The organism is Rhizobium sp. NLR16a, assembly GCF_017948245.1.
In the GTDB taxonomy this organism is placed as follows: domain Bacteria; phylum Pseudomonadota; class Alphaproteobacteria; order Rhizobiales; family Rhizobiaceae; genus Rhizobium.
In genome coordinates this window covers 18,314-40,154 of record NZ_CP072867.1, presented here as the reverse complement: position 1 = coordinate 40,154, position 21,841 = coordinate 18,314, and the positions used below count along the sequence as shown (strand labels likewise).

General features: G+C 63.8%; 22 protein-coding genes. 19 read left to right on the top strand and 3 right to left on the bottom strand.

Translation table 11 applies throughout. The features are described 5' to 3' along the window. The first annotated feature begins 123 nt into the window (after positions 1-123). The 5 genes from cobF to J7U39_RS22465 all read left to right on the top strand — a co-directional run bounded on the left by cobF (position 124) and on the right by J7U39_RS22465 (position 4,452). Positions 124-888 (top strand): precorrin-6A synthase (deacetylating), encoded by a 765-nt coding sequence (cobF, locus tag J7U39_RS22485; protein WP_210632463.1) that lies wholly within the window; start codon positions 124-126, stop codon positions 886-888. A 63-nt stretch (positions 889-951) separates the two neighbouring features. After that, positions 952-2,331, top strand: a complete 1,380-nt coding sequence (gene cobG / locus J7U39_RS22480; protein WP_210632462.1) for a precorrin-3B synthase — start codon at positions 952-954, stop codon at positions 2,329-2,331. A 2-nt stretch (positions 2,332-2,333) separates the two neighbouring features. Beyond that, positions 2,334-2,966 carry a precorrin-8X methylmutase gene (locus tag J7U39_RS22475; protein WP_210632461.1) on the top strand — a complete coding sequence of 211 codons (633 nt, stop codon included), beginning with the start codon at positions 2,334-2,336 and terminating at the stop codon, positions 2,964-2,966. Continuing rightward, positions 2,963-3,691 (top strand): precorrin-2 C(20)-methyltransferase, encoded by a 729-nt coding sequence (locus J7U39_RS22470; RefSeq protein WP_210632460.1) that lies wholly within the window; start codon positions 2,963-2,965, stop codon positions 3,689-3,691. The genes J7U39_RS22475 and J7U39_RS22470 overlap by 4 nt, the downstream gene beginning before the upstream one ends. Next, positions 3,688-4,452: a precorrin-3B C(17)-methyltransferase gene (locus J7U39_RS22465; RefSeq protein WP_210632459.1), complete on the top strand. Its 765-nt coding sequence runs from the start codon at positions 3,688-3,690 to the stop codon at positions 4,450-4,452. The genes J7U39_RS22470 and J7U39_RS22465 overlap by 4 nt, the downstream gene beginning before the upstream one ends. Here J7U39_RS22465 and J7U39_RS22460 read toward each other — a convergent pair. Then, complete coding sequence (locus tag J7U39_RS22460) at positions 4,416-5,186, bottom strand: cobalt-precorrin-6A reductase (RefSeq protein ID WP_210632458.1); 771 nt, start codon at positions 5,184-5,186, stop codon at positions 4,416-4,418. The genes J7U39_RS22465 and J7U39_RS22460 overlap by 37 nt on opposite strands. On the opposite strand from J7U39_RS22460, the gene cbiE reads away from it, so the two are divergent. Together cbiE and cobM are read left to right on the top strand one after the other, a co-directional pair. Beyond that, positions 5,185-6,417 (top strand): precorrin-6y C5,15-methyltransferase (decarboxylating) subunit CbiE, encoded by a 1,233-nt coding sequence (gene cbiE / locus J7U39_RS22455; protein WP_210632457.1) that lies wholly within the window; start codon positions 5,185-5,187, stop codon positions 6,415-6,417. The two genes, J7U39_RS22460 and cbiE, sit on opposite strands and share 2 nt — an antisense overlap. 4 nt (positions 6,418-6,421) lie before the next feature. Further along, positions 6,422-7,180 (top strand): precorrin-4 C(11)-methyltransferase, encoded by a 759-nt coding sequence (gene cobM / locus J7U39_RS22450; RefSeq protein WP_210632456.1) that lies wholly within the window; start codon positions 6,422-6,424, stop codon positions 7,178-7,180. Between the two features lie 58 nt (positions 7,181-7,238). Here cobM and J7U39_RS22445 read toward each other — a convergent pair whose 3' ends face one another. Together J7U39_RS22445 and J7U39_RS22440 are read right to left on the bottom strand one after the other, a co-directional pair. Further along, positions 7,239-8,051, bottom strand: coding sequence for a TIM barrel protein (locus tag J7U39_RS22445; RefSeq protein WP_210632455.1), 813 nt, complete (start codon positions 8,049-8,051; stop codon positions 7,239-7,241). Positions 8,052-8,213: 162 nt separating this feature from the next. Continuing rightward, positions 8,214-9,242: a LacI family DNA-binding transcriptional regulator gene (locus tag J7U39_RS22440; protein ID WP_210632642.1), complete on the bottom strand. Its 1,029-nt coding sequence runs from the start codon at positions 9,240-9,242 to the stop codon at positions 8,214-8,216. A 123-nt stretch (positions 9,243-9,365) separates the two neighbouring features. On the opposite strand from J7U39_RS22440, the gene J7U39_RS22435 reads away from it, so the two are divergent. From J7U39_RS22435 to J7U39_RS22380, 12 genes are all read left to right on the top strand, one after another. Beyond that, a complete protein-coding gene (locus J7U39_RS22435; RefSeq protein WP_210632454.1) occupies positions 9,366-10,454 on the top strand; it encodes a fatty acid desaturase family protein in 1,089 nt (362 codons plus the stop codon). Positions 10,455-10,476: 22 nt separating this feature from the next. Further along, positions 10,477-10,791, top strand: coding sequence for a MocE family 2Fe-2S type ferredoxin (locus J7U39_RS22430; RefSeq protein WP_210632453.1), 315 nt, complete (start codon positions 10,477-10,479; stop codon positions 10,789-10,791). 11 nt (positions 10,792-10,802) lie between these two features. Beyond that, positions 10,803-12,029 (top strand): FAD-dependent oxidoreductase, encoded by a 1,227-nt coding sequence (locus tag J7U39_RS22425; RefSeq protein ID WP_210632452.1) that lies wholly within the window; start codon positions 10,803-10,805, stop codon positions 12,027-12,029. 29 nt (positions 12,030-12,058) lie between these two features. Beyond that, complete coding sequence (locus J7U39_RS22420) at positions 12,059-12,871, top strand: 3-methyl-2-oxobutanoate hydroxymethyltransferase (protein ID WP_210632451.1); 813 nt, start codon at positions 12,059-12,061, stop codon at positions 12,869-12,871. A gap of 78 nt (positions 12,872-12,949) precedes the next feature. Next, the gene (locus J7U39_RS22415) at positions 12,950-13,888 is read left to right on the top strand and encodes a hypothetical protein (RefSeq protein ID WP_210632450.1); all 939 of its coding nucleotides are present in this window, start codon (positions 12,950-12,952) and stop codon (positions 13,886-13,888) included. Positions 13,889-13,957: 69 nt separating this feature from the next. Continuing rightward, positions 13,958-14,929 carry a quinolinate synthase NadA gene (nadA, locus tag J7U39_RS22410; RefSeq protein WP_210632449.1) on the top strand — a complete coding sequence of 324 codons (972 nt, stop codon included), beginning with the start codon at positions 13,958-13,960 and terminating at the stop codon, positions 14,927-14,929. Continuing rightward, positions 14,926-16,470: an L-aspartate oxidase gene (locus J7U39_RS22405; protein WP_210632448.1), complete on the top strand. Its 1,545-nt coding sequence runs from the start codon at positions 14,926-14,928 to the stop codon at positions 16,468-16,470. Before nadA ends, J7U39_RS22405 begins: the two co-directional genes overlap by 4 nt. 1 nt (position 16,471) lies before the next feature. Continuing rightward, positions 16,472-17,353, top strand: coding sequence for a carboxylating nicotinate-nucleotide diphosphorylase (gene nadC / locus J7U39_RS22400; RefSeq protein ID WP_210632447.1), 882 nt, complete (start codon positions 16,472-16,474; stop codon positions 17,351-17,353). Between the two features lie 255 nt (positions 17,354-17,608). Continuing rightward, positions 17,609-19,564, top strand: coding sequence for a BTAD domain-containing putative transcriptional regulator (locus J7U39_RS22395; protein WP_210632446.1), 1,956 nt, complete (start codon positions 17,609-17,611; stop codon positions 19,562-19,564). 103 nt (positions 19,565-19,667) lie between these two features. After that, entirely contained in the window at positions 19,668-19,811 is a 144-nt protein-coding gene (locus J7U39_RS22390) for a hypothetical protein (protein WP_176536271.1), read from the top strand. Between the two features lie 13 nt (positions 19,812-19,824). Beyond that, positions 19,825-21,087, top strand: a complete 1,263-nt coding sequence (locus J7U39_RS22385) for a YcaO-like family protein (protein ID WP_210632445.1) — start codon at positions 19,825-19,827, stop codon at positions 21,085-21,087. Further along, the gene (locus J7U39_RS22380) at positions 21,084-21,827 is read left to right on the top strand and encodes a TfuA-like protein (protein WP_210632444.1); all 744 of its coding nucleotides are present in this window, start codon (positions 21,084-21,086) and stop codon (positions 21,825-21,827) included. Before J7U39_RS22385 ends, J7U39_RS22380 begins: the two co-directional genes overlap by 4 nt. Positions 21,828-21,841: the final 14 nt, after the last annotated feature.

Here is a 21,841-nt window from a genome sequence, read left to right as displayed (position 1 = left end):
ACGGCAACAATAGGGGTCTAGCCGTCGTGGCGGGCCGAGTTGGCCGCGGCCAACTCCCTGCCCTGCCCTTGCGACCGGCCCAGTTTTTCGGCAAGACCGCCTGGACTCACGGGGAACATCCGCTTGAAACATATCACTATCATCGGAATCGGCACGGGCAATCCGGAGCACGTCACCATACAGGCGGTCAAGGCGATGAACGCCGCCGAGGTGATCTTCCTGCCGCTCAAGGGCACCGGCAAGGAAGAGCTCGCCGAGATCCGGCGGGAGATCTGCGAGCGCTATGTCACCCGGCCGGATATCCGGATCGCGGAATTCGAGGTGCCGCAAAGGCAGACCGCAGACAGGACCTACAAACAAAGTGTCGATGCCTGGCACGGCGAGATCGCCAATATCTATGGAGAGTTGATCTCTGGCCTGCCGGACAGCGCCACCGGCGCCTTTCTCGTCTGGGGTGATCCCAGCCTTTACGACAGCACCATCCGCATCATTGAACGCGTGCGCCAAACAAACAGCATTGATTTCGACTTCAGCGTCGTTCCCGGCATCACCAGCATCCAGGCCTTAGCGGCCAGCCACAAAATTCCGCTCAACCTCATCGGCCAGCCGGTCGAGATTACCACCGGGCGGCGGCTGGCGCGGGATGGACTTCGGGGCGGCAGCACGGTCGTCATGCTCGATGGCGAACAGACTTTCGCGAAGATCGACGATGCCGACGCCGAGATCTTCTGGGGCGCCTATCTCGGGACAGGGGACGAGATTATCCGATCGGGACGGCTCGCAGACATCGCGGCCGATATTCAGGCGCTGCGGATAGAGGCAAGACAGCGGCACGGCTGGATCATGGACATATATCTGCTGCGCAAGGGACGCGAGTTCGAGGAATAGCCGTCGCCATCAGGTTTTGCCGCACCGGCCGCGATCATGTAAGAGATGATCAGAGGATTGAGAATGGGCACGAAGGCCGCCAAGACAATCGACAGGACAGGCGAGGCGGATCTCGATGATCGACCGCCGGCGAAGCCACGCCCACGCGGCGCCTGCCCGGCCCTTGCCGCACCCATGCCGACCGGCGATGGTTTGCTCGTACGGCTGCGTCCTGCCGGCGGCGCCTTGACGCTATCGCAATTCTCAGCCCTTGCCCGCTCGGCCGCGGAGCATGGAAACGGCATCGTGGAAATCACCGCGCGCGGCAACCTGCAGATCCGCGGATTGCGGGCTGAGACCGTGAAGCGTCTCGCCGCCGATATCGATGCCGCCGGGATCGCCGTGCCGGACGGTCCGGCAATCGAAGTATCGCCGCTGCACGGCATCGATCCCGAGGAAACGGGCGATCCGGCAGCGCTGGAAAGGACATTGCGCAGCAAGCTCGTAGGACTACTCGCCTCGCCGCGGCTCGCGCCGAAACTCTCGCTCATCATCGACGGCGGCGGAGCGTTCGGTTTATCGGCGCTCTCGGCCGATATCCGTATCGTCGCACAGCCCGCCGCACAATGGCTCGTGGCGATCAACGGCGACGGCGAGACGGCAACACCCGTCGCAATGGGGCCTGCGGAGGCGGCGATATCAGCCGTTGGCGAGATTCTCGATCTTCTGGCGGTCGGGCAGAGCAAGCGGGCAAGGGATATCGATCCGGCCCTTCTGCGGGCGCGCTTTCCCGCTATGGACGCCATCCGATTTCATCCGTCCCACCAAGAACAGACGCCGCTTTCCGGCTTGCACCGGCTGAAGAACGGAAAACACGTGCTTGGCGTGCGGTCGGAATTCGGCCAGATGAGCGCGTCCGATCTGACCGCCCTGCTCGACGACGCCAAAGCTGACGGCGCAACAGCCATCAGACTTGCGCCCGGCCGCGGCTTCTTTTTCATCGGCTTTCCGGCAGATGCGGCGCCGGCTCTGCTGATCACCGCGAGCAACCATGGCTTTACCGTGCAACCCGGCGAGAAAAGCGAATATGTCGCTGCCTGCGCCGGCGCCGGCGCCTGCGGCTCCGCTTTTTACGAGACGAAAGCCCTGGCGCGCCGCCTTATGGCCGCAGCACCCGTTCTCTTCGACGGATCTCTGACGATCCATCTCTCCGGCTGTTCGAAAGGCTGCGCCCGCGCCGGGCCGGCGCTGACACTGACCGGATCGGCGGATGGTTTCGGCCTCATCCTCAACGGCCTTGCTTCAGATCTGCCGGATGAACGGATCGCTGGCGGTCGGATCGATTTCGCTATAGAGAGGCTCGCCCGGTCCATCGAAGACAACAGGGGCGCTGGCGAATCGGCCGCCGCCTGCCTTACACGGCTTGGCGCAACCAGCGTTTCGAAGGCGCCGCGACAGGAATAGGAATGCCAGACTACGATTATATCCGCAGTGGCGACGCGATCTACGAGCGTTCGTTTGCGATCATCCGCGCCGAGGCCGATCTTTCGCGTTTCACCGAAGACGAGGCTGAAATCGCCGTTCGCATGATCCATGCCTGCGGGCTCGTGGAAGCGGCGAAGCATTTCGTCTTTTCCACAGATTTCGTCAGCACCGCGCGCGACGCACTCAGGACCGGCGCACCGATCTTCTGCGATGCGGAAATGGTATCGCACGGCGTCACGCGAGCACGGCTGCCGGCGCTGAACGAGGTGGTCTGCACACTGCGCGATCCCGCAACGCCGGAGCTCGCACGCGAGATCGGCAATACACGCTCGGCCGCCGCCATGCATCTCTGGCTCGAAAGGCTCGGCGGGAGCATTGTCGCCATTGGCAATGCCCCGACGGCGCTTTTCCATCTTCTCGAACTCCTACGCGACGGCGCGCCGAAACCGGCTGCGATCCTCGGCATGCCGGTCGGCTTTGTCGGCGCGGCGGAATCGAAGGATGCGCTGGCGGAAAATTCCTATGGCGTCCCCTTCGCCATCGTGCGCGGCCGGCTCGGCGGCAGCGCCATGACGGCTGCCGCCATTAATGCGCTGGCGAGGCCGGGCCTATGACGACACCCCGTCTCATCGGCGTCGGCACGGGTCCCGGCGACCCGGAGCTTCTGACCCTCAAGGCCGTGCGCGCCATCGAACGCGCTGATGTCATCGCTTACTTTGCCAAGCAGGGCAGGGGCGGTAACGGCAAGGCGATCGTCGAGCCGCTGCTGAAACCTTGGGTCACTCTGCTGCCACTCTACTATCCCGTCACCACTGAGATCGACAAAGGTGACGAACGCTACCAAAGCCTGATCACCGAGTTTTACGACCGGTCTGCAAGAGACATCGCCGGGCACCTCGAGGCCGGGCGGACCGTCGCTGTTCTCAGCGAAGGCGACCCGCTCTTCTACGGCTCCTACATGCACTTGCATGTCCGGCTCTCCAAGCACTACCCCACCGAAGTGATCCCCGGCATCAGCGCCATGTCGGGCTGCTGGTCGCTGGCCGGCATGGCGATCGTCCAGGGGGACGACGTGCTGTCCGTACTGCCCGGTACAATGGCCGAGGCAGAGCTGACGCGCCGGCTCGCCGATACGCAAGCCGCCGTCATCATGAAGGTCGGTCGCAATCTGCCGAAAATACGCCGGGCGCTTTCGGCAGCCGGCCGGCTTGCGGACGCCCTCTATGTCGAGCGCGGCACCATGTCGAATGCGGCGATGGAAAAGCTTGCCGACAGGAACGACGGCGATGCGCCCTACTTCTCGCTCGTGCTGGTGCCGGGCTGGGAGGGCAGCCGATGAGTGGCAGGCTTTTCGTCATCGGCACCGGTCCCGGCAATCCCGAGCAGATGACGCCGGAAGCGCTGGCGGTCGTCGAGGCGGCGACGGATTTCTTCGGCTACGGACCTTATCTCGACCGGCTGCAGCTCCGCTCCGATCAGCTGCGGCATGCGTCGGACAATCGCGAGGAACTCGACAGGGCAGGGGCGGCGCTTTCCATGGCAGCGGATGGCGCCAACGTCTGCATTGTCTCCGGCGGCGATCCCGGTGTCTTCGCCATGGCCGCTGCCGTCTGCGAGGCGATCGAGAATGGGCCGGCGGCGTGGCGCGCCGTCGATCTCACCGTTCTGCCCGGCGTCACGGCGATGCTGGCGGTGGCCGCAAGAGCCGGGGCGCCGCTGGGTCACGACTTCTGCGCAATATCGTTATCAGATAACCTAAAGCCTTGGAATGTCATAGAAAACAGGCTTGCATTGGCGGCAAAGGCAGGCTTCGTCATCGCGCTCTATAATCCGATCAGCCGGTCGCGGCCGTGGCAACTCGGTGAGGCTTTCAAGCTGCTGCGCCACCATCTGCCGGCAACAACCCCCGTGATTTTCGGGCGCGCGGCCGGGCGGGCAAACGAGCGCATTGCGGTGCAGCCGCTATCGCAAGCGGATGCATTGATCGCCGATATGGCGACCTGCATCATCATCGGCTCCGCCGAAACGCGGATCGTCACGCGCCCCGGCAAGCCGGACCTGATCTACACGCCACGTTTCATGGCGGGGGGGAAGAGGTGATCGATCGCCGCAAGCGCCGCCTCGACGGTTTCGACCGATGCGACCATCGGCGTCGGCGCGCGCGCCACCATCATCACTTCGATGCCGAGCAGCCGCGCCGACTCGATCTTTGCATAGGTGGCCGTGCCGCCGCTGTTCTTGGCAATGATGACATCGATATGATGCTGCCTCAGCAAAGTGCATTCGCTTTCCAGCGTGAACGGGCCGCGATCGAGGATATATTCGGCATTCGCAAGCCTAAGCGGCCGTTCGACGGGGTCGACGCTGCGGATGAGATAGTGATGTTGCGGCGCCGCTTCTGCGTGGTGAGCACCCTGCCGGCCCGTCGCCAGGAAGACATGGCGGGGGGATTGGCCGAGCGCCTCGATGGCCGCCGGGATGCTCTGTATTTCCCGCCAGCGATCGCCCGGCAAGCGCTGCCATTCGGGGCGGCGCAGAGCGATTGCAGCGACAGCGGCGGTCTCGGCCGCGACCGCGGCATTTTTGGAAATTCGCTCGGCGAAAGGGTGCGTGGCGTCGATCAGCAGCCCGTAGCTGCCGGCTTTCAGAAAATCAGCCAGTGCCATGGCGCCGCCGAAACCACCGATACGGACCTGAACAGGCTGAACGGCCGGTTTCTCGGTACGTCCGGCGAGCGACAGCAGAACATCGCAATCATCACGCGCCGCAAGCGCTTTGGCGAGCAGGCGCGCCTCGCCGGTGCCACCGAGGATCAGGATGCGAAGTCTTCCCATGTCTGATGTCTTTTCCACTTGCAACAAGCGCTGGCTGACTATTATCGGCATCGGCGAAGATGGTCCAGCCGCCCTGGGCGAGGAGGCCAAGAGGCTGATCGCCACTGCACCCGCCGTATTTGGCGGAACGCGGCACCATGCGCTTGCCGCATCCCTGATATCCGGCGAAATGCTTGCCTGGCAGAGCCCCTTCGAGCGCTCGGTCGACGCCGTCCTTGAAAGGCGCGGCACGCCTGTCGTCGTGCTCGCCTCCGGCGATCCGTTTCTCTATGGCGTCGGCGCAACCCTCTGCCGCCGTGTCGCGGCCGAAGAGATGCGTGTCATTCCCGCGCCTTCGGCCTTCAGCCTTGCCGCCTCCCGGCTCGGCTGGCCGCAGCAGGACGTGACGACAATCTCGTTGCACGGACGGCCGCTCGACCTGGTCCGACCGCATCTGCACCCCGGGCGGCGCATCATTGCTCTGACCTCTGATGAGAAAGGACCCCGCGAGCTCGCTGCCCTGCTTGTCACCATCGGCTTCGGGCAGTCGAGACTTACCGTGCTCGAAGCCTTGGGCGGTGCGCGGGAACGACAGAGATGCGTCGTGGCGGCGGATTTCGATCTCGCTGACATCGATCCCCTGAACGTCTGCGCGCTCGAGATTGCGGCAGGGGAGCGGGCTCGCATCCTGCCTTTTGCCGCAGGTCTCGAGGATGATCTGTTCGAGCACGACGGCCAGATCACCAAACGGGAGATCCGGGCGATGACGCTTTCGGCGCTTGCGCCACGTCATGGCGAACTGCTCTGGGATGTCGGCGCCGGCTCGGGATCGATCGGCATCGAATGGATGCTGGCCGATCCCAGCCTGAAGACGATCGCCGTCGAGCAATCGCCGGAGCGGGCGGCGCGGATTGCCCGCAACGCATCCGCCTTCGGCGTGCCGCATCTCGCCGTCGTCGAGGGTTCAGCGCCCGATGCGCTGCGAGGCCTGCCAGAACCGGATGCGATCTTCCTCGGCGGCGGCGGCAGCGAAGCCGATGTCATCGACATTGCCGCCGCCGCGCTGAAGCGGGGAGGGCGGCTTGTCGCCAATGCCGTGACGCTTGACATGGAAGCGTTATTGATCTCCCAACATGGCAAACGCGGCGGCTCCCTCACGCGGATCGAAATATCGCGCGCTGCGCCGCTCGGCAGCATGAGCGGCTGGCGGCCGGCGATGCCGGTAACGCAATGGCGCTGGACGAAAGGATAACGGGATGACGGTGCATTTCATTGGCGCGGGGCCGGGCGCTGCGGATCTGATCACGGTGCGTGGCCGCGATCTCATCGCCCGCTGCCCGGTCTGCCTCTATGCCGGCTCCATCGTCTCGCCGGAACTGCTGCAATATTGCCCGCCTGGCGCGCGCATCGTCGATACTGCCCCGATGTCGCTCGATGAGATCGAGGCGGAATATCTCCGTGCCGCTGCCGCCAGCCAGGACGTCGCCCGGCTGCACTCCGGCGACCTCTCCGTCTGGAGTGCCGTGGCCGAGCAGGCGCGCCGGCTGCAGAAGCACGGCATCGCCTATACGATGACCCCCGGCATTCCGGCCTTTGCGGCCGCGGCCGCAGCACTGGGGCGCGAACTAACGATCCCTGGCGTCGCCCAAAGCCTGGTGCTGACCCGCGTTTCCGGTCGCGCTTCACCGATGCCGAACGAAGAGAGGCTCGCAAAATTCGGCGCGACGGGTGCTACGCTGGCGATCCATCTGGCGATCCATGCTCTGAAGCAGGTGGTCGACGAGTTGACGCCACTTTACGGCGCAGACTGCCCGATCGTCATCGTCGTCAAAGCCTCCTGGGCGGACGAGCGCATCCTCTCCGGCACTCTCGCTGATATCGAGGCAAGAGTTGCGGCCGAACCGATCGAACGCACCGCGATCATCTTCGTCGGACCGTCGCTCGCGGCGGAGGATTTTCGCGAGAGCTCGCTCTATGATCCGGCCTATCAGCGCCGGTTCAGGGGGCGGGAATAGTGTCTCACGATCGGCCGCTCGCCGGCGGCCGATCGTGAAGAGAAGCGTGCATCGGGTCTCAGACTCGCGCCGTCAGGTAATCCATGCTGGCGCGCAGCGCAGCGGCCGGATCCTTGACCGCATGAACTTCCGCAGCAAAAGGTTCGAAGGAGAACGGGCCCCTATAGCCCGCCTGCAGCAGCGCCTTGATCTGCCCGGCATTGTCGAGCCGGTCGTCGCCGTCCACGAGCACGCGATGGGAGTCACGCATATCGGCAACGGACACGGAGGGATCGCTCACGCCGGAAATATGCACGAGGCCGGCCCATTCCGGGAAGGTCGCTGCTTCGCCGGCAAGGTGATGGTGGAAGGTGTCGTGAACGAGCTTGAAGGTCGATTGCGCGCCGAGCTCCTTGATCGCCTCGGCCGCCTCGGTCTTCGAACGCAGCGAGCAGATCTCGAAGCCGAGCGGCTCGACGAGGCCGATGATGCCGGCCTTATCGAGCATCGGCTTCAGCGCGGACAGAGCCTCGCGCAGATTGGCCTGGCGTTCGCCGTCGGCGCAGCCGGTGCCGTCATTCTTCGGAACGAGGACAAGCGCCTTGGCGCCCGATGCGCTGGCATAATCGATCAATTCCCTAGCTTCCCGGGCGCGTGCTTCATTCCATTCGTTGAAGCGCTGCAGCGCGTTGATCGAAATGATCGTCAGCCCGTGGCGGGCGGCTGCTTCTCTGATCGCTTCGGGCTTGGTGCCGTCGAGAATGGCATTGCCGGAAAGGTCGTTGCGGATCTCAACGGAATCAATGCCGAGCGACTTTGCCAGCGCGAAGAAATCGTCGACGGCAAGCGATGGCGCGGCCATATGGTTGAGGGCAAAGCGGATCGAAGTCATGACGGTTATATCCTCCTCGTCTCCGCGACATGAGCGGAGCGGTACTCGTGAATGGGCGAGCGAATCTCTATCCGAATTTACGGGGCAATCCATCCGTCATTGCCGGCGCCAGCCTTCATTGCTGAAAGAATTTCAGGCGCGATGATAGAACTCCATCATTGCTCAGATATTCTCGGAAATATAGATATCGAAAGGCAGGAAGGATTGGCCGGGAACGGTGGCCTCACCGTGCTCTATCGCGCCGAGCATCAGCGATAAAAGCTCCTTGCAGAGAGCGGGCAGGGGAGTGGCGACCACCATGGTGACGATATCGTCGGCGAGACCCGCCTTGCTCTCTGGCGTCAACTCGTTGACGACAAGCACGATCCGGCCGCCGACATCCTCTTCACGGAACGCCGAAATCGCCCCCTCCATGCCGCCGCCGCAGACATAAAGCCCAACGAGGTCGGGATGTTTCTGCAGCAGCGTCAGCGTTGCCTCATGGGTGATTTCGGCGGTCTCCAGGTTGATCAATGTTTCGACGACATCGAATTCAGGCGCATTCTCGCGAAAATAGGAGCGGAAACCGATCTCCCGCAGTTCATGGCCGTGGAAGCGGTGGCTGCCGACGAAACAGGCGACCTTGCCGGCCCTGTGCGCCGTACGCGCAATCATCCACGCGGCAGTGCGTCCCACCTTGCGGTTGTTGACGCCGACATAGGCGTCACGCACGCCGGTGGCGAGGTCCGAGAGCAGCGAGAAGACGGGGATGCCGCGCTCCTTCAATTCCTCGACCGCCGTTGTAACCGCGGGGTAGTCGGGGCCGACAACGGCAACGGCCTGGTTGCGGGCGCCGAGCGACTTGATCTTCTCATTGATGGCGGCAGGAGTCGTCGCAGACGGGTATTCGATCTGGATCTGGAGACGGGCGGTGGTGACGGCGCGTGCCGCTGCTTCGATTTCCCGGGCGAAGCTCTGATAGAAGGCCTGCGTCGGCTTCTGCAGCAGGAAGGCGAGCTTGTATTGCGGCAAATCTTCGAAGACGCGCTGCCGGATGAGGCCGACGGCATGATAGCCGATCTCCTGCGCTGCATCATAGACCCGCCGCGCCGTTTCCTCCCGCACACGATGACGAGCGTTGAGAACGCGGTCGACGGTGGCGACACTGACGCCGGAGGCGCGGGCGAGATCGGAAATGGTGGGGCGGCGCATGGTGATGTATTCGCTCATGGATGCGAGCCATTCATGATGGCTTTTGATAGATTACATCAAGCCTGCATTGAGCGTCGCCCAAAGTCAACCTATTCTTCCGACAACGGCATAGGGAGGCGGATAATGGCGACCCAGACAAAGAAACGTGACTACGACCTGCTCGGGGAAAGCGGCCGCATCGCGGTGGAGACGGGACTGGCGGCTGCCGAATGGTATCACACCGAGATTTCGCGCAAGGAGATGAAGGCGCTGATGCAGCGCTCCGATGCGCCAGCGATCCGTGACACGGTCATCTGGCTCGGCAGCATGATGGTCTTTGCCGGTCTCGGCATCTATTTCTGGGGCTCCTGGATCGCGCTACCCTTCTTTCTCGCCTATGGCGTGCTCTACGGCTCGGCCTCCGACAGCCGCTGGCACGAATGCGGCCATGGCACCGCCTTCAAGACGCGCTGGATGAACGATGTCGTCTACCAGATCGCCTGCTTCATGATCATGCGCAATCCGGTCACCTGGCGCTGGAGCCATACGCGCCACCACACCGATACGGTCATCGTCGGCCGCGATCCGGAGATCGCCGTCATGCGGCCGCCGGACCTCTTCCGGCTGGTCCTCAATTTCTTCGGCATCCTCGACGTCTGGCATGCCGTCGTCGACATGCTGCGCAACGCCTTCGGCGTCATCAGCGCGACGGAAAAAACCTTTATTCCGGAGATGGAGCAGCCGAAGGCGATCCGCTTCGCCCGTATCTGGCTGGCGATCTATCTCGCGACAATCGCCGTCGCGGTCGCCACCGGCTCGATCCTGCCGCTGATGCTGATCGGCCTGCCTCGCCTCTACGGCGCCTGGCACCACGTGCTGACGGGGCTTTTGCAACATGGCGGCCTTGCCGATAACGTCATCGATCATCGGCTGAACAGCCGTACGGTCTATATGAACCCGATCAGCCGTTTCATTTATTGGAACATGAATTACCACGTCGAACATCACATGTTCCCGATGGTGCCCTATCACGCGCTGCCCCGGCTGCACGCAATGATCAAGCATGATCTGCCGGCACCGAACCCGTCGATCTGGTCGGGCTACCGCGAGATGATCCCGGCTTTCCTGCGCCAGCTGCGCAACGAGGATTATTTCCTGAAGCGGGAACTGCCGGACACCGCGCGGCCCTATCGCGAAGAATTCCACAAAGAACTCGCCCCGGCGGCGCAATAATCACAATCGAGGGAGGTTAGAGATGAGCGGAAACTGGATCGAAGTCTGCGGCAAGGACGAGATCGATGAAGAGGATGTCATCCGCTTCGATCATGGCGGGCGCACCTTCGCGGTCTACCGCAGTCCCGACGACGAATTCTTCGCCACCGACGGGCTCTGCACGCATGAACAGATCCATCTCGCCGACGGGCTTGTCATGGATGAAATCATCGAATGCCCGAAACATAACGGCCGCTTCAACTACAAGACAGGCGAAGCCAAGGGTGCGCCGGTCTGCGTCAATCTCAAGACCTATCCGGTCAAGGTCGAAGGCGGCTCCGTCTTCATCTCGGTCTGACGGAGGTCGATGTGGCACATTTCGTTATTCTCGGTGCGGGCGAATGTGGTGCCCGCGCCGCTTTCGCTCTGCGGGAAAAAGGTTTTGCCGGCGAGATAACGCTTGTCGGCGCCGAACCCCTTCACCCTTATGAACGGCCGCCGCTTTCCAAGGCTGCCTCCGCCGATGCCGGCGATCCGAAATTCATCGCCGCTGCGGAAAAATACGCCGAAAGCGACATCCGGCTGCTGACCGGTCTTGAAGCCAGGGATTTCGATCCTGCCTCGCGGAGGGTCATGCTTTCGGATGGCACCGCGCTTTCCTACGACAAGCTTCTGCTGGCGACGGGCGCGGCCGCGCGATCATTCCCCGGCGCTCCGGAAGGCAATCCGCATATCCGTTCGCTTCGGACCCATCACGATGCGGCCGCTCTGCGCAAGGCGATGAAGCCGGGACGCCATATCGCCATTATCGGCGGCGGCTTCATCGGGCTGGAACTTGCCGCGACGGCGCGCCTGCTTGGCGCCGACGTCACCGTTATCGAGGGGCTGGAGCGGGTGCTGAAACGCGGCGTGCCGGAGGAGATCGCCCATCTGCTCACCGAACGCCACCGCGCCGAAGGTGTCGATATCCGCTGCGGCGTCTCGATCGAGACATTGACCGAGGAAGGCGGGAAGGCCGTGATCAAACTGTCGACGGGCGAGATGGTAGAGGCCGACCTCGCCCTCGTCGGCATCGGCGCGCGGCCGAATGTCGACATCGCCGAAAGGGCGGGGCTTACAATCGAAAACGGTATTGCCGTCGACACCTATCTCCGGACCTCGGCGCCGGATGTCTTTGCCGCCGGCGACTGCTGCTCCTTTCCGCTGCCGATCTACGGCGGCCGGCGTATCAGGCTCGAATCCTGGCGCAATGCCCAGGAGCAGGGCACATTGGCCGCAGCCAACATGCTCGGCCGAGACCAAGCCATCTCATCCGTGCCGTGGTTCTGGTCGGATCAATACGACCTGACGCTGCAGATATCAGGCCTCGCCGAAGGGGCGATCCTGCATATGCGCCGCGACCTCGGTCCGGGCGCCTTCATTCTCTTCCACCTCGACGCCGATGGCCGGTTGATCGCCGCAAGCGGCATCGGACCGGGCAACGCCGTGGCGCGCGACATCAGGCTTGCTGAAATGTTGATCGCGGCTGGCGCCCATCCAGACCCTGCGGCGCTGACATCAAGCAACGTCAAGCTGAAATCCCTTCTGGCCGCTTGAGCCTCCCGATATTTTCAAAGGAATTGACGATGAAAAAACATAAGCGTGCAACCGTTGCCGATCTGCTTGCAGAAAAGGGCAAGCGTCAGTTGACCATGCTGCGCGTCACCTCGCTCGAGGAGGCCGAAGCCGCCGAAAAGGCCGGGATTGACATCGTCTCAGTGCCGCCATCGCTGCTCGGACCGGTTTTCCGCGAGATCGCCCCCACGCCCTTTGCCATTCCGGGTCTCGAATATGGCGACCATGTCTCGGCGGAAGATTATCTGCGGGCCGCGTTCGCGGCGCTAAAGGCCGGCGGCGATGCGATCTATTGTGCCGCGAGCCTGCAGACGATCCGGCGCCTGCGCGACGAGGGCATCCCGGTCTGCGGCCATCTCGGGCTGATCCCCTCGAAAGCCACCTGGACCGGAGGCTTCCGCGCCGTCGGCAAGACGGCGGCGAGCGCGGCCGATATCTGGCGGCAGACTAAGGCGCTGGAAGAGGCCGGCGCCTTTGCCGCCGAAATCGAAGTCGTGCCGGGGGATGTCGCCGCCGCCATCAGCAGCAACACCTCAATGCTGATGATCTCGATGGGGGCAGGCAGCGGCTGCGACGCCCAATATCTCTTCGCCGACGACGTGCTCGGCGCCAATCGAGACCATTATCCGCGCCATGCCAAGGTCTACCGCAATTTCGCCGCCGAACATGACCGGCTGCAGCGCGAACGCATCGCCGCCTTCACCGAATTCGCCGAGGACGTCAGGACCGGCGCCTATCCGGAAAAGCGTCATTGCGTCGGTATCGACGACGCCGAACTGAAGATTTTCCTCGACCGGCTGACTAACGAGACGGGCAAGCGCTGACGCGTGCCCGGGGACTTCCCTTCTCCCAGCGGGAAAGGGGGAAAGTTCCATTGGCTTCCGCCGCCGCCTGTGGCAGGAATGATCCGCTCGATTCATTCGGAACGGAGTATTCGGCCCCCTGTGACGATCGGCTTTGCGCATGCGGAACTGATTGCGGTGCTCGTCGCGGTGACGGGGGACGAGCCGCGCGTCATGACCATCCGCTCCGGCAGCGCGCTGCCGTCGGGACCGTTCGAAATGGGCCATCGAACCCTGCAATCGGGCCTGCGCGAATGGGTGCAGGAGCAGACCGAGCACCCGGTCGGTTATCTCGAACAGCTCTATACCTTCGCCGACCGAGACCGGAACAACGAGATTCTTGGCGGGCGGACGATCTCGATCAGCTATCTCGGCCTCGTCCACGAGCAGGCGGGCGCCGGTCGGCCGGGATGGCACGGCTGGTACGACTATTTTCCCTGGGAAGACCACCGGCAGGGCCGGCCGGCCGTGCTGGACGAGATCGTCGCGCGGCTCAGACGCTGGGCGGATGCCGATCCGGCCCGGCGGCACCATCGCCACCGCCGCGCCGACTTCACCTTCGGCCTCGACGGCGGCGGCTGGAATGAGGATCTCGCCCTGCAACGCTATGAACTGCTTTATGAAGCCGGCCTCGTGGCCGAAGCCGGATGCCGGGTGGAGGCCAATCTCGGCCGGGCGATGTTTGCCGATCACCGCCGCATTCTGGCGACCGGGATTGCCCGGCTGCGCGCCAAAATCAAATACCGCCCCGTCGTCTTCGAACTGATGCCGGAGAGTTTTACGCTTCTGCGGCTGCAGCGCACGATCGAGGCCCTGGCGGGGCTGACACTGCACAAACAGAATTTCCGCCGCCTCATCGAACAGCAGGACCTGGTTGAGGAGACCGGCGGAACGGAAAGCGAAACCGGCGGCCGGCCGGCCAAGCTCTTCCGCTTCCGCCATACAGTGCTCGAAGAACGGGCGCTTGCAGGAACGAAATTACCGCTCTCCCGCAATTGACATATGCTCACAGCGAGAATATGTCTTTGCCTATGATATGCTCAAGTAGAGCATAATTAGGAGCCGGCCATGAACCACCCAGTTTCCGCATCCTCGCTCTATAACCGCGTCAGCCGCGTCATTCCCAAAGCCGAATGGATGTCGTTCGAGGATGACGTCAACGCCATTCTCGAGCTCAAGCGCCGCCGCAACGCCGTCATTCTCGCCCACAATTATCAGACGCCTGAGATTTTTCACGGCGTGGCCGATATTGTCGGCGACAGCCTGGCGCTCGCCCGCAAGGCGGTTGAGGTCGATGCCGATGTCATCGTGCTGGCCGGCGTGCATTTCATGGCCGAGACTGCCAAGCTTCTCAATCCCGAAAAAACCGTGCTGATCCCCGATCTCGGCGCCGGCTGCTCGCTGGCGGAATCGATCACGCCGGAGGATATTGCGCTGCTGCGCCAGGCCCATCCCGGCGTCCCCGTCATCACCTATGTCAATACCTCGGCCGCGGTGAAGGCCGCCTCCGACATCTGCTGCACCTCGGGCAACGCCAAACAGGTGGTGGAGTCGCTCGGCGTGCCGAAGGTGCTGATGATCCCCGATGAATATCTCGCCCGCAACGTCGCCCGCGAGACCGATGTCGAGATCATCGCCTGGCATGGGCATTGCGAAGTGCATGAACTGTTCACCGCTGACGATGTCCGCCAGCTGCGTGAAAACCATCCCGGCGTGACGGTGCTTGCCCATCCGGAATGCCCGCCCGACGTGGTGGCGGAGGCCGATTTTGCCGGCTCCACCGCTGTCATGTCCGATTATGTCGGCAGGCAGAAGCCGGCACGGGTGGCGCTGCTCACCGAGTGCTCGATGAGCGACAATGTCGCCGTCCACCACCCTGACGTCGAATTCATCCGCCCCTGCAATCTGTGCCCGCATATGAAGCGGATCACGCTCGCCAATATCCGCGCCGCACTCGAGGAAAACCGCCACGAGGTGACGGTCGATCCGGCAATCGCTGTGGCCGCGCGCCGCGCCGTCGAGAGGATGCTTTCGATATGACCGAGATCCTTGAGCAGTTGACTGGCCGCACCGTCATCGTCGGCAGCGGCCTTGCCGGGCTGATGACGGCGCTGACGCTGGCGCCGGAACCTTCGGTCATCGTCACCCGCGCCGGCCTCGGCGCCGAGACTTCCAGCGCGTGGGCGCAGGGTGGCATTGCCGCCAGTATCGGCGCCGACGACAGCGCCGCACTGCATCTTGCCGATACGCTTGCCGCCGGCGACGGGCTCTGCGACCGAAGGGTCGCCGCCGGCATCATTGCGGAGGCGCCGGCGGCCATTGCAGCACTGGAACAAGCCGGGGTCCGCTTCGACCGCAATGACTCCGGGGAACTCTCGCTCGGATTGGAGGCTGCCCATAGCCGCCGCCGCATCGTCCATGCCGAAGGCGACGGCTCAGGTGCGGCGATCATCGCAGCGCTGGTGCGGGCCGTGGCGCGGACGCCGGCCATCACCGTGCTCGAAGGCCTCGAGGCGCGACGGATTTTGATGGACGGCGAGCGCGTCGCCGGGCTGCTCTGCGCGACCGCAAGCGGCGCGGCCGCCGTCCTTTCGACGACAAGGCTGGTGCTCGCCACCGGCGGGATCGGCGGACTTTATGATGCGACGACCAATCCGATGGGCAATTTTGGTCAGGGGATTGCGCTCGCGGCAAGGGCGGGTGCCGAGCTTGCCGATATGGAATTCGTGCAGTTTCATCCGACGGCGCTCGATTCACGCCGCAGGCCCCTGGCGCTTGTCAGCGAGGCGGTGCGCGGCGAGGGGGCCTTGCTTGTCAACGAACGCGGCGAACGGTTCATGGCCGGCATAGCGGGCGCCGAACTTGCGCCGCGCGACGTGGTGGCGCGCGCCATCAGTGCCGAGATCGCCCGCGGCGGCCGCGTCTTCCTCGATGCTCGCAAGGCGCTCGGCAGTCGCTTTGCCGCGCGCTTCCCCGTCATCGCTGCCCTTGGCGGCGAGGCCGGCATCGATCCGGCCAAAGACCTCGTCCCGGTGCGTCCGGCCGTGCACTACCAAATGGGTGGCGTCGCGACGGATGCGAATGGCCGCAGCTCGGTCGCCGGCCTCTGGGTCGCCGGCGAGGCCGCCTCGACCGGTCTGCACGGCGCGAACCGGCTTGCCAGCAATTCGCTGCTCGAGGCGGCTGTCATGGGCATGCGGGCGGCGCGCGACATATCGGCCATGCCGGCGGGCGGCGCCGGTGCCATCTTCGCAGAACAGCTTCCGGAGCCGGCCGACGCATCCTCCATCCGCACGATCGTCTCGCGCCATCTCGGCGTGCTGCGCAATGCGGATGCCCTCCAAGGCGCAATCGCCGCATTGCTGCCACTTGCCGAGGGCGACGGCCCCGGCTCCGATCCGGCCATTGTTGCATTGCTGATCGCCGTCTTTGCCAGCCTACGGGTGGAATCGCGCGGCGCCCACGCCCGCACCGATTTTCCCCTGCAGCTCGCCGATGCGCAACGCCGCCGGATGCGCCTTTCCCAAGCGCTGGAGATTGCCCGCGCCACACCACCCTATTCGCTGGCCAGGAGCGCCTGACATGAGCCTCGTTCCGCTTCCGCGTCTGATTATCGAACCCTTGGTGCGGGCAGCCCTGCTCGAAGATCTCGGCCTTGCCGGCGACATCACCTCGGCGTCGGTCATTCCCTCAGATCACCGCTCCACGGTGGTGATGGCCGCTCGCCAACCGGGCGTGATCGCCGGCCTCGATGCGGCCGACCTCGCTTTCACGCTCGTCGATCCTCAGATCGTCATGCGCCGCCATCTCAACGACGGTGATGCAGTCAAATCAGGTGACGTCATCGCCACGATCGAAGGCCCGTCGCGCGGGCTCTTGACCGGTGAGCGCACCGCGCTGAATTTCCTCGGCCATCTCTCGGGCGTCGCCACCGTCACGGCCGGGATTGCCGCAGCCATCAGCGGCACCAAGGCCTCGGTCGCCTGCACGCGCAAGACGACGCCCGGGCTGCGGGCTCTGGAGAAATATGCAGTGCGGGCCGGCGGCGGCATGAACCACCGTTTCGCGCTTTATGACGCAGTGCTGATCAAGGACAACCACGTGGCCATATCAGGCGGTGTTGCCCAGGCGATCCGCCGGGCGCGGGCCGGCGTCGGTCATCTGGTCAAGATCGAGGTCGAAGTGGACAGGCTCGATCAGTTGCAGGAAGCGATGGCCGTCGGTGTCGATGCCGTTCTGCTCGACAATATGACGCCGGACCAGCTGCGCGAGGCCGTCGCAATCGTTGCCGGGCGGGCAATCACCGAGGCATCCGGCCGGGTGACGCCGGCAACGGCCGCCGCAATCGCCGCTTCCGGCGTCGACCTTATTTCGGTCGGTTGGCTAACGCACAGCGCACCAGTGCTGGATATCGGCCTCGATTTCGTCGAGGCCGCCGGCGCGACGCAAACCAGCACCAAATAGATCGCGCAGATGCTGTGATCGATCAGGCTCGCTTGCTGTTGGTTGCGGCTGTAGTGGCCGCAGCGGCTGGAATAATCGATCCAAATCACGTCGGGGGCAAAGTGTTGGCAAGCATTTCCGGCCGCTCATGTGAGAAAATGCAAATATTCGGTGTAAAAACTTCTTTTTGCGCTATGCGCGGGCTTATTATCGCTCTAACATGTTCCTGAGTGGCCGGCGCGCATGCGCGTCTGGTCTTCAGGGGTGAGAAGCGGGATGCAACGGACATCCGGACAGATGTCGACGAACAGGCTCTGCCTGCTCGGAAGACCGCGATTGCTGGCAGCGGGGAGGGAACTCCCCTTGCCGGAGAAGTCTTATTTTCTCTTCGCCATGCTCGCCGCCGAAGCCAATCTCGAACTCGACCGCGAAACCGTCAGGCGGCAGCTCTGGCAATCGGAAGCCCCGGAAAAACGCGCGGGCAGTCTGCGCCAGCTGCTGGCGCGTATCGAGCAAAGCATTCCCGCCGACCTGCCGCCGCTGCTGAAAGCGACCCGAACCCATATCGGCCTTGCCGACGGCTGGGAAGTCGACGTCCATATAATGAAACAGAAAGGGCCCATCGCAGCCGAAGACGGCGACATTCTGAACGGCGAATTGCTTGAAGGCGCCAAGTCGCCGACGCAGGGCGCCGAAGACTGGCTGACATACGAGCGCCAGCGCGTCGACGAATTGCGCGCCGCCCATCTGACGCGGCTGGTGGAAACCGCTGACGACAGATCGGATGATGAGCAGGTGGCCTTTGCCCGTCGCCTGCTGGAGCTCGATCCCGCCAGCGAGACGGCCTATCGCGCCCTGATGCGCACTTATGTCAGGATGAACGATCCGGCCGCGGCCCGCCAATCCTATCTGAAGTGCAAGAGCCAGCTGAAGGACGAATTCGACACCGAGCCGGAGGAAAGCACCACCGCGCTCGCCCGCGAACTCGGCCTGATCCCGGCAGCTCAACCCGCGGCGGCCGAACGTCCGTCGGCAGCGCCCGGCGGCTTCGCCGATCTGCTCGGCCAGCCGCGGATCATCATCCTGCCGCCGGAAAGCATTTTCACCGATCCGCTGATGGAGCGCGTCGGCAGGGCCCTTCTTGAAGATGTCACCATCGGCCTCAGCCAGCAGCGCGGCTTCAAGGTGATCGCAGCCCATACGAGCCTTGAAATCCTCAGCCGTTCGGTCGATCCGGCTCGCGCTGTGCCACGTGCGCTCGACCTCAGCTTCGACTATGCGGTCTACGTCACCATCCAGGGCCGCGACGAGGATGTCTATGCGACCTGCCGTCTGACGCGGACGGCGACCTCAGAGGTGATCTGGGCTCTGGAACTGCCGCTGGTCATGCAGAAGATCAGTGAATCCTTCGCGCATCTGACACGGCGCATCGTCTCCTCGCTCGCCGACACCGTCGAACGCTGCGAGCTGGCGATGCCGATCGGCGAGGCGCCGCCATCGGCTTACCGTCTTTATCTCGAAGGCAAGCGCCTGATCGCCCAGACAGACCTGCAGCATCTGCGCCAGGCGCGCAAGTGGTTCAGATCCTCGCTCAATCGCTACGAGAATTTCTCGGCCGCCCATGCCGGCGTGTCGCGCGCGCTCGGCATGGAATGGCTGATCCGGGGCATGCAGGACACCGAACTGCTCGACGAGGCGAATGGCGCCGCCCGACTGGCGCAGCAATCCGACCCGAACAGCGGCCGGGCCTACCGCGAACTCGGTTTCGTGGCGCTGTATCGCCGCCGTTTCGACGAAAGCCTGGACTATTTCCAGCAGGCTCAGGATCTCAATCCCAACGACGCCGACATCCTTGCCGATTATGCCGACGCGCTCTGCCACTACGGCGACTTTGACAAGGCGCTGGATCTGAACAACGCGGCTTTCAAGCTCAATCCGCTGCCGCCGGACTATTACTACTGGAATCGTGGCGGCATCCACTTCGATCGCGGCGAATATAACCAGGCGATCGAGGCGCTTGAGCCGGTGCAGTCGAAACAGGCGACCGCGCGACTGCTGGCGGCTGCCCATGCCATGGCGGGCGATATGAAAAAAGCCGGCAAATACGCCAACGTCGTTCTGGAAAATTTCCCGGATTTCCGCAGCGAGGACATCCGCCATTTCGTTCCCGACCGCGATCCCCGCTACACGGAAACGCTGATTCATGGCCTCCAACTGGCCGGACTTCCCTGATTGCATGGCCTTTTAACGAAGCCTGTAACGGTTAAATGACGCAGACAGTGTTCCTCTGCAATGGTTAACGGCAGCCGGCTGCCTATCCCATTGGAGATGGACAATGAAAACCACTGTTGAAACCCATGCAGCAATGCCCTCTCAGCCGCGCTTCTCGGCCGCAGCCAAGGCTGCGATGAAGCAGGACGAACTCAACGTCACGGCAAATGCTCTCGAAAACCTGACCCATGCGCTGAAGTTCCGCTAAGAGCGAGATCGGTATGTCCGCCTTCGCCGATCTTGAAATGCTAGCCGATGATCTCAAGCGATCATCGGCCGGCGTCAGCGACTATCACGACCGTGCAGTCACGCCGGCACAGACACTTGCAGCCATCAGGCCGCATCTGCGCGAATTCGGTATTACGCGCGTCGGTCTGCTGACCGCTCTCGACGTGCTGAACATCCCCGTCGCCTTCGCAACGAGGCCGAACAGCCACACGCTTTCGGTCTTCCAGGGCAAAGGCATCGATAATGATGCCGCCATGGCCTCGGCCGCCATGGAGGCGATCGAGACGCGGATCGCGGAAAATGCGCCTGCCGACCTGACGCAGGCGACGGTGGAGAGCATGCGGGCGGAACGCGCCGCCATGATCGATCTCGATAATGTCGCACGCTGTGCGCCCGATGAAATCGGCGGCGACCCCATCCCATGGTGCTCCGGCCTCGACATTCTGTCCGGCAGCAGCGTCTTCGTCCCCTGGTGGCTTGTCGGCCTCGACCATCGCGGCGAGCGGCCGCCGGGCTTCGAGCAGTCGAGCGATGGGCTTGCCTCCGGCAATACGCCGGCCGAAGCCGTCCTGCACGGACTTTGCGAGCTGGTGGAGCGTGATGCCTGGGCTTTGACCCAGTTGAAATCGCCGCAGCGCCTCAAGGAGAGCCGCATCGACCCCGCCTCCTTCGGCGATGCGGTCATCGACGTCATGACCGACCGGATCACGCGCGCTGGCATGCGGCTGCTGCTGCTCGACATGACCACGGATATCGGCGTTCCGGCTTTTCTGGCCGTCATCATGCCGGGCAATCTTTCCGACCGCGTCGACGCGCGCTGGTCGCATGTCTGCGGCGGCTGCGGCTGCCATCCCGATCCTGTGCGCGCCGCGCTGCGCGCCATTACCGAAGCGGCCCAGAGCCGGCTGACCGCGATCGCCGGCAGCCGCGACGATTTCTCGCCGCGCATCTATCAGCGGCTCGATCGGAGTGCGGCGATGCAGCAGCTGGTCGAACTCTGCGAGAGCGACGGCCGGATGCGCGCCTTCCAGAGCCGCCATCGCCGTGCCGCGACGATCCAGAAGACCATCCGCCACATAGCCGACCGGCTGGTGGCGAGCGGGATCGAGCAGATCGTCGCCGTGCCCTTTGCCCATCCGGCTTTGCCGGTCTCGGTCGTCAGGGTGATCGTGCCGGGCCTGGAGGTCGATATATCAGGACAGTACGTCCAACTCGGCCTGCGCGCCGTCAACACCATGAGAGGAGCGCAGTCATGAAGGTTCTGTTCGTCGGTCCGAGCCTTGGTGGCGGCCTTGCCGCAGCGAGAAACATGTCTCCCTGCATCGATTTCCGCCCGCCCGCCGCCCGCGGCGACATCCTGAAGGCGGTGGAGGATGGCGCCACCGCGATCGGCCTCGTCGACGGCTATTTCGGCGATCTGCCTTCGGTCTGGCACAAGGAAATTCTCTACGCGCTCGAACGTGATGTCGCCGTAGCCGGCGGCGCCAGCATGGGCGCGTTGCGGGCCGCGGAATGCGCACCGTTCGGCATGGTCGGCCTCGGCTCGATCTTCGAGGATTACGAGTCCGGGCGGCTGCTCGACGACGAGGCCGTCGCGCTGGTACATGCGCCGCAGGCGCTTGGCTGGCTGCCGCTTTCCGTACCCTGGGTCGATTTCGAGCCGACGATCGATGCGCTTTATGCCTGCGGCGAGATTTCGACGGCTGAGCGCAAGAAACTGCTGCTCTCCGGCCGCTTCCTGCATTTCTCCGAACGCACCTATGCGCACGTGCTCGACGAGTGCCATTTCCGCAAGCCGCGCCGCGACCACCTCCTCGCCGCTCTGCGCAAGAACCGCGTCGAACGCAAACGCGACGACGCGCGGCTGGTGCTGGAGTGGCTGCACCGCGACGAATTCGCCCCCGTCAACCGTGACTGGCGCTTTGCCGCAACCTCGCATTGGGAGCTTTTGCACGCCGAAGTCACACGCAATGTGACTCCTGTAACGCTAGAATAACGGTCTCGGCGAAA

What these genes read in the sequence shown, in the direction of transcription:
- cobM (WP_210632456.1), top strand. Translation starts at nt 6,422, where the DNA reads ATGACGGTGCATTTCATTGGCGCGGGGCCGGGCGCTGCGGATCTGATC.
- J7U39_RS22475 (WP_210632461.1), top strand. Translation starts at nt 2,334, where the DNA reads ATGCCAGACTACGATTATATCCGCAGTGGCGACGCGATCTACGAGCGT.
- J7U39_RS22420 (WP_210632451.1), top strand. Translation starts at nt 12,059, where the DNA reads ATGAAAAAACATAAGCGTGCAACCGTTGCCGATCTGCTTGCAGAAAAG.
- J7U39_RS22385 (WP_210632445.1), top strand. Translation starts at nt 19,825, where the DNA reads ATGTCCGCCTTCGCCGATCTTGAAATGCTAGCCGATGATCTCAAGCGA.
- J7U39_RS22415 (WP_210632450.1), top strand. Translation starts at nt 12,950, where the DNA reads ATGATCCGCTCGATTCATTCGGAACGGAGTATTCGGCCCCCTGTGACG.
- cbiE (WP_210632457.1), top strand. Translation starts at nt 5,185, where the DNA reads ATGTCTGATGTCTTTTCCACTTGCAACAAGCGCTGGCTGACTATTATC.
- J7U39_RS22465 (WP_210632459.1), top strand. Translation starts at nt 3,688, where the DNA reads ATGAGTGGCAGGCTTTTCGTCATCGGCACCGGTCCCGGCAATCCCGAG.
- J7U39_RS22395 (WP_210632446.1), top strand. Translation starts at nt 17,609, where the DNA reads ATGCAACGGACATCCGGACAGATGTCGACGAACAGGCTCTGCCTGCTC.
- nadA (WP_210632449.1), top strand. Translation starts at nt 13,958, where the DNA reads ATGAACCACCCAGTTTCCGCATCCTCGCTCTATAACCGCGTCAGCCGC.
- nadC (WP_210632447.1), top strand. Translation starts at nt 16,472, where the DNA reads ATGAGCCTCGTTCCGCTTCCGCGTCTGATTATCGAACCCTTGGTGCGG.
- J7U39_RS22445 (WP_210632455.1), bottom strand. Translation starts at nt 8,051, where the DNA reads ATGACTTCGATCCGCTTTGCCCTCAACCATATGGCCGCGCCATCGCTT.
- J7U39_RS22405 (WP_210632448.1), top strand. Translation starts at nt 14,926, where the DNA reads ATGACCGAGATCCTTGAGCAGTTGACTGGCCGCACCGTCATCGTCGGC.
- cobG (WP_210632462.1), top strand. Translation starts at nt 952, where the DNA reads ATGGGCACGAAGGCCGCCAAGACAATCGACAGGACAGGCGAGGCGGAT.
- J7U39_RS22470 (WP_210632460.1), top strand. Translation starts at nt 2,963, where the DNA reads ATGACGACACCCCGTCTCATCGGCGTCGGCACGGGTCCCGGCGACCCG.
- J7U39_RS22440 (WP_210632642.1), bottom strand. Translation starts at nt 9,242, where the DNA reads ATGCGCCGCCCCACCATTTCCGATCTCGCCCGCGCCTCCGGCGTCAGT.
- J7U39_RS22390 (WP_176536271.1), top strand. Translation starts at nt 19,668, where the DNA reads ATGAAAACCACTGTTGAAACCCATGCAGCAATGCCCTCTCAGCCGCGC.
- J7U39_RS22435 (WP_210632454.1), top strand. Translation starts at nt 9,366, where the DNA reads ATGGCGACCCAGACAAAGAAACGTGACTACGACCTGCTCGGGGAAAGC.
- J7U39_RS22430 (WP_210632453.1), top strand. Translation starts at nt 10,477, where the DNA reads ATGAGCGGAAACTGGATCGAAGTCTGCGGCAAGGACGAGATCGATGAA.
- J7U39_RS22380 (WP_210632444.1), top strand. Translation starts at nt 21,084, where the DNA reads ATGAAGGTTCTGTTCGTCGGTCCGAGCCTTGGTGGCGGCCTTGCCGCA.
- J7U39_RS22460 (WP_210632458.1), bottom strand. Translation starts at nt 5,186, where the DNA reads ATGGGAAGACTTCGCATCCTGATCCTCGGTGGCACCGGCGAGGCGCGC.